Origin of the sequence: Catenulispora pinisilvae, from assembly GCF_015356865.1 — a bacterium.
Classification (GTDB): Bacteria; Actinomycetota; Actinomycetes; order Streptomycetales; family Catenulisporaceae; genus Catenulispora; species Catenulispora pinisilvae.
On record NZ_JAAFZA010000136.1, the window covers coordinates 21,003 to 27,381 of the forward strand.

The window sequence follows — 6,379 nt, forward strand, 5'->3', positions numbered from 1 at the left end:
CTAGCCGACCCCAAATCGCGTGGAAGGAATGGCGTCGGTCGATTGTTCAACCCGGCGTGAACGAGGACACGCCGAGGACGGACCTGCGGACGACCGACCCGCGCAGGACGGACGTCGTGGTGATCGGCGCGGGCCAGGCCGGCCTGTCGAGCGCCTACCACCTGCAACGCACCGGTTTCGAGCCCGGCACCGGCTACGTCGTCCTGGACGGCGACCGGGCCCCCGGCGGGGCGTGGCAGCACCGCTGGCCCTCGCTGCGGATGGCGACCGTCAACGGCATCTTCGACCTGCCCGGGATGGCCTTCGAGCCGCCGGCCCCGCAGGAGCGGGCCTCGGTCGCCGTGCCGCGGTACTTCGCCGAGTTCGAGAAGCGGTTCGGGCTGGCGGTGCGGCGGCCGGTGGCGGTCAGCGCGGTGCGCCACGGTCCGCAGGACCGGCTCCTGGTCGACAGCGACGCCGGGACGTGGGCGGCGCGCGCCGTGATCAACGCGACTGGCACCTGGAACCGGCCGTTCTGGCCGTACTACCCGGGCCGCGAGACCTTCCGTGGCCGGCAGTTGCACGCCGCGGCCTATCCCGGTCCGGAGCAGTTCGCCGGCAAGCGGGTGGTCGTGGTCGGCGCCGGGATCACCGCGATCCAGTTGCTCACCGAGCTCGCCCGGGCCGGGGCGGCGACGTGGGTGACGCGCCGGGCGCCGGTGTTCCGCGACGAGCCGTTCACCCGCGAGTACGGGCGCGAGGTGGTGGCGGCGGTGGACCGTCGGGTTCGTGCGGGGCTGGTGCCGCAGAGCGTGGTCAGCGCCACCGGATTGCCGGTCACCGGCGCGATCCTGGAAGCTCAGCGCGATGGGGTCCTGAACCGCCTTCCGATGTTCGACCGGATCACGCCGGACGGGGTCGCGTGGGACGCCCCGGCCGCCGGCGAGCCGCAGTCCGTCGAGGCGGACGTGATCCTGTGGTGCACCGGCTGGCGTGCCGCGCTGGACCATCTCGCGCCGCTGCGTCTGCGCGCGCCCGGCGGCGGCATCACGATGGACGGCACGCGCGTCGTCCTGGAGCCGCGGCTGCACCTGGTCGGCTACGGCCCTTCGGCGAGCACCGTCGGCGCCAACCGTGCCGGGCGCGAGGCGGTGCGCGAGATCCGGCAGCTGCTGGCGGCGGACGCCGACGTCACGGTCGCGGCGTAATACCGCGGCGGCACTTGGGGCTAGCGCTTGAGGGGCTAGCGCTCGGCAGTCCGAAGACGCGAGCATTCGGCATATGACCTATGCCGAAGATATGGCCTATGCAGAAGACCGGATAACCATCACCGCCGCCGAGGTCCTGGTCAGCTCGCCGGGCCGCAACTTCGTCACGCTGCGGGTCACGACCAGCGCGGGCGTGACCGGTCTGGGCGACGCGACCGTGAACGGCCGCGAGCTGGCGGTGGCGTCGTACCTGCGCGACCACCTCGTGCCGCTGCTGATCGGTCGGGACGCGCACGCGATCGAGGACACGTGGCAGTACCTGTATCGGGGTGCGTATTGGCGGCGCGGCCCGATCACGATGGCCGCGATCGCCGCCGTGGACACGGCGTTGTGGGACATCAAGGCGAAGCTGGCGGGCATGCCGCTGTACCAGTTGCTCGGTGGCCGCAGCCGCCGCGGCTGCCTCGCCTACGGGCACGCCAGCGGCGCGGATCTGCCTGAGCTGTTCGACTCGGTGCGCGCGCACCTCGACCAGGGGTATCGCGCGATCCGCATCCAGACCGGGGTCCCCGGCCTCAGCTCGGTTTACGGCGTCGCGTCCAGTTCCAACGCGCACGTCGGCGACGACACCGGCGCCACGTCCCGTTACGACCACGAGCCCGCGCGGCGCTCGACGATGCCGGTGGAAGAGGAGTGGGACACCCGCGCCTATCTTCGCCACGCCCCGCGCGTCTTCGAAGCGGTCCGAAACGAGTTCGGGCCGGAACTGCCGCTGCTGCACGACGCGCACCACCGGCTCACCCCGATCCAGGCGGCGCGCCTGGGCAAGGAGCTGGAGCCCTACGACCTGTTCTGGCTGGAGGACGTGACCCCGGCGGAGAACACCGCGATGCTGCGCCGGGTCCGTGAGCACACGACCACGCCGCTGGCGATCGGGGAGGTGTTCAACACGATCTGGGACTACCGGGAGCTGTTCGAGGAGCAGCTGATCGACTATGTGCGCTCCCCGGTCACGCACGCCGGCGGTATCACGGCCCTGCGTCGCATCTTCGACTACGCGGCCGTCTACCAGATCAAGTCCGGGGTCCACGGCCCCACCGACGTCTCCCCCGTCGGCCTGGCCGCCGCGCTGCACCTCGGGATCGCGATCCCCAACTTCGGGATCCAGGAGTACATGAAGCACTCGGCGGCCACCGACGAGATGTTCCGGCCGACATACCGCTTCACTGACGGTCTTCTGGATCCGGGTGAGGAGCCCGGCCTCGGCATCGGCTACGACGACGAGGCCGGTGCGGCGCATCCGTATGAGCCCGCTTACCTTCCGGTCAACCGACTCAAGCTGGACGGGTCGATGCACGACTGGTGAGCGCCGAGCTCACCGGGCTGCCTTCGCGACGTGGTCCTCAGTCCCGGCGCGCGTGGGTCGAAGCAGAGCGGTATTCCGTGTAGGTGTAAGGGTTGTCGAGCACCTTGGCCTCGGGGATGTCAGGGTTCATACCCTTGTCCCAGGCCTCCTCGCCGATCGTGGCCCGCATCGCCGAGAACAGGTCGCCGCTCCACCAGACACTGGTGTCCATGGACAGCGACACCGGGATGCCGTGGGCGCGGATGGCCTAGGTGGGCGGGTAGCCCCGGCCGGCGCTCTGCTCGGCAACTTGGAGACTGCCGATGCAAGAGCAAAGGGCTGCACACCGCCGTCCAGACAGGGGAGACCGCAGACCCGCCTGCCCAGACCGACACTCACGCAACTACCTTGAGCCCTTGCTCTGGCCCTTGCTCCGGCCCTTGCTCCGACCTGCCGGAGATGAAGAGGCCTGAGGTGCGGCGGGGTTGTGAGCACGGGAACCGGCAGCCAACCTCACCCACCCGCCGCCCCGAACCCCGAACCGGCACAACTATTACCGAAGGCCGTAAAAGGCTTCTAAAGCCCAAAAGCTGACTGCAACCCGCTCGGCAATCCGAGCACGCTCCAACTCAGAGCATTGACGGGCCTGCCGCCGTCTCTTATCGTGTGCGCCGTTCATCTACATAGCTGTGATTCAGATATGTGAATCAAGCCCGGAGAGGGAGTTCCGCTATGCACAGATGGCTCCACCCACAGAACAAGCCGACCGCCCCCGCTAGCCTCCGCCGCCCGGTCGCGGCCGTGGCCGCCGGGGCCCTCGGCGCGGCGCTGTCCCTCACCGGGGCGACCCTGGCGCTCGCGCCGGCAGCGTCGGCCGCCACCACGACCGCCGCCACCACGACGGCGACCACCGGCCCGGTCACCGGCTACCAAGGCCTGTGCCTCGACGACCGCGGCGCCGTCACCACCAACCTCAACCCCGTGCAGGTCTACACCTGCAACGGCACCAACGCGCAGCAGTGGAGCGCGGACAGCGCCACCAACACGCTCCAGGTGCTCGGCAAGTGCCTGGACGTGAACTCCGCCGGCACCGTCAACGGCACGACCGTCGACCTCTACGACTGCAACGGCACCGGGGCGCAGCAGTGGGTCCCGCAGTCCAACGGCGAGCTGCTGAACCCGAATTCCGGCAAGTGTCTGGACGATACCGGTTCGGGCGGCTCCGGTACCCAGGTGCAGATCTGGTCCTGCACCGACGCCGCGAACCAGAAGTGGGCCCCGCCCACTGGCGGTGGCAGCGGCGGCGGTGGGCTGAACACCTCGGTCGCTCCCGGCGGCAACTTCGACCTGTCGGTGTGGGAGTTGCAGGAGCCGACCGGGTCGGCGGGCTCGCCGACCACGATCGCGCCGGGCCAGCTCGAAGGGGCGAACGGCTATCAGGATTCGTACTTCTACACCGATTCCGGTGACGGCGCGATGACCTTCTGGGACCCGGAGAACGGTGTCACCACCCCGAACTCCAACTACTCGCGCTCGGAACTGCGGGAGATGAACTCCGACGGCTCCGCGGCGAACTGGTTCGCGGCCGGCACCACCAACACCCTCGGCGCCACGCTGAAGGTGACGCAGGTCCCCGACCACGTCTGCGTCGGTCAGATCCACCTGGGCTCCGGTGGTTCGACCAAGCCGCTGCTGGAGCTGTTCTATTACGCCAACGGCGACATCAAGATGGCCATCGAGCAGACTCCGGCCGGCGGCAATGAAGTGCTCACCGACGTCGGCAACGTGCCGGTGGGCACCCAGTGGAGCTACGTGATCGGCCTGAGCGGCAGCACCATCAGCCTGAGCCTGAACGGTGGCGCCGCCCAGACCTGGACCGCGTCCTCGACCTTCGACGGCTACGGCATGTACTTCAAGGCCGGTGACTACGACCAGAGTTCCGGCAGCGACTCCAGTGTCGGCGCCAAGGTCGGCTTCTACGCACTGTCCATCTCCCACGGCTGATTCTCGGGCCGAATTCGCTCGGCGCGTGAAGGCTGCATCATGCCTTCACACGCCGAGTTTTTTCAGGCGTCGTAACACTTCTGAAAATCCTCTGATTTTCCCCCGGCATGCTCACCCCCACGGGGACCCGAGCCACACGGAGCATCCGGAGGACAGCAGCGTGACCGAAACGACCATGGTCGACGGCGACGTCTACGACCACCTCGTGATCGGAGCCGGTCCCGCCGGTCTCCAACTCGCCAGGCACCTGCAGGAGGCGGGCAACCGCTACACCGTACTGGAGGCCGGCGAGGCGCCCGGCACGTTCTTCGCGACCTTCCCGCGGCACCGCACCCTGATCTCCATCAACAAGCCGCACACCGGCACCGACGACCCCGAGCTCAACCTGCGGATGGACTGGAACTCGATCCTGTCCGACGACCCAGGATTGCTGTTCACCCGCTACACCGAGCGCTACTTCCCGTCGGCGGACGTGCTGCGCCAGTACCTCGCCGACTTCGCCGCCGCCTCCGACTTGAGCGTCCACTACGACACCCGCGTGGTGCGCGTCGAGCGGACCGAAGCCGACGGTCCCTTCGTCGTCACGGCGCAGGACGGCAGCGTTCGGCGCGCGGCGGTCGTCATCGTCGCCACCGGCGTGTCAAAGCCCTACATCCCGCAGATTTCCGGCATCGAGCACGCCGAGCAGTACGCGACCATGGCCACCGACCCGGCGGACTTCACCGACCAGCGGGTGCTGATCCTCGGCAAGGGCAACTCGGCGTTCGAGACCGCGGACAACCTGATCGAGAAGGCCGCGGTGATCCACGTCGCGGGCCCCGACGGGGTGAAGCTGGCTTGGAAGACGCACTACGTCGGGCACCTGCGCGCCGTGAACAACAACTTCCTGGACACCTACCAGCTCAAGTCGCAGAACGGAATCCTGGACGGCGAGGTGCTGGACATCAGCCCGCAGCCCGGCGGCGGGTTCCTCGTGCGGTTCTCCTTCGCACGGGCCGACGAGGTGGTCAAGGAGCTGTACTACGACCGGATCCTGTGCTGCACCGGATTCCGCGTGGACCCCGAACCGTTCGTCGGGGACTGCGTGCCCGCGCTGGCCATCAAGGACCGCTTCGCCGAGCTGACCCCGGCCTTCGAATCGGTCAACGTGCCCGGCCTGTACTTCGCCGGAACGCTGATGCAGCAGCGCGAGTTCAAGAAGGCGACCACGGGCTTCATCCACGGCTTCCGCTACACCGTCAGGGCCCTGAGCCGGATTCTCGCGCAGCGGGGAGCGGACCACGTGGCCTGGCCGCAGCGGAATGTGGAAGCGACGCCGGAAGCCCTCGCCGCCGCGGTGATCGAGCGCGTCAACCGCAGCTCGGCGCTGTGGCAGCAGTTCAGCGTCATGGCCGATGTCATCCTGCTCCCGGCGGGTGACCAGGCGCGGTACTTCGAAGAGGTCCCGGTCGGCTACGCGCTCGACGGCGGCCTGGCAACCGAGGCCGACGACCCGCTCATCGTCGTGACTTTGGAGTACGGTCCCGACCACGACAAGGTCGACCGCTTCGACGTGACGGTCAGGCGCACCGCGCAGGACGACCCGGAGACAGCTCACGACGCGGCGTATCTGCACCCTGTTGTACGCGTCTACCGTGACGGCAAGATCTTGGCCGAGCACCACCTCGCCGAGAACCTGGAGAACCACTGGGACGGCGAAACCTCGCACCGCACGCCGCTCGTGGCCTTCTTCGAGAAGGCGGCGACGCTGTGAGCGTCACCGCCACGGAATCCAACGGCGCCGCCCGACTCGACACCGGCCCCCATGCGGGCCCTGATACCGCCCCCGATGCCAGCCCTGACC

General features: G+C 68.9%; 4 protein-coding genes and 1 pseudogene. 4 read left to right on the forward strand and 1 reads right to left on the reverse strand.

Annotation, left to right across the window (positions count from 1 at the left end):
- The first annotated feature begins 56 nt into the window (after positions 1-56).
- The gene (locus IZR01_RS30540) at positions 57-1,187 is read left to right on the forward strand and encodes an NAD(P)-binding domain-containing protein (RefSeq protein ID WP_323747145.1); all 1,131 of its coding nucleotides are present in this window, start codon (positions 57-59) and stop codon (positions 1,185-1,187) included.
- A gap of 73 nt (positions 1,188-1,260) precedes the next feature.
- Positions 1,261-2,553 carry a D-mannonate dehydratase ManD gene (manD, locus tag IZR01_RS30545; RefSeq protein ID WP_323747146.1) on the forward strand — a complete coding sequence of 431 codons (1,293 nt, stop codon included), beginning with the start codon at positions 1,261-1,263 and terminating at the stop codon, positions 2,551-2,553.
- Positions 2,554-2,590: 37 nt separating this feature from the next.
- Here the strand turns inward: manD and IZR01_RS30550 are convergent.
- Positions 2,591-2,890, reverse strand: a pseudogene (locus tag IZR01_RS30550) (hypothetical protein); the annotation flags it as partial.
- Positions 2,891-3,264: 374 nt separating this feature from the next.
- On the opposite strand from IZR01_RS30550, the gene IZR01_RS51170 reads away from it, so the two are divergent.
- The gene (locus IZR01_RS51170; protein WP_228560562.1) at positions 3,265-4,536 is read left to right on the forward strand and encodes a polysaccharide lyase family 7 protein; all 1,272 of its coding nucleotides are present in this window, start codon (positions 3,265-3,267) and stop codon (positions 4,534-4,536) included.
- A 175-nt stretch (positions 4,537-4,711) separates the two neighbouring features.
- Positions 4,712-6,289 carry an NAD(P)-binding domain-containing protein gene (locus tag IZR01_RS30560; protein WP_194925906.1) on the forward strand — a complete coding sequence of 526 codons (1,578 nt, stop codon included), beginning with the start codon at positions 4,712-4,714 and terminating at the stop codon, positions 6,287-6,289.
- Positions 6,290-6,379 lie beyond the last annotated feature (90 nt).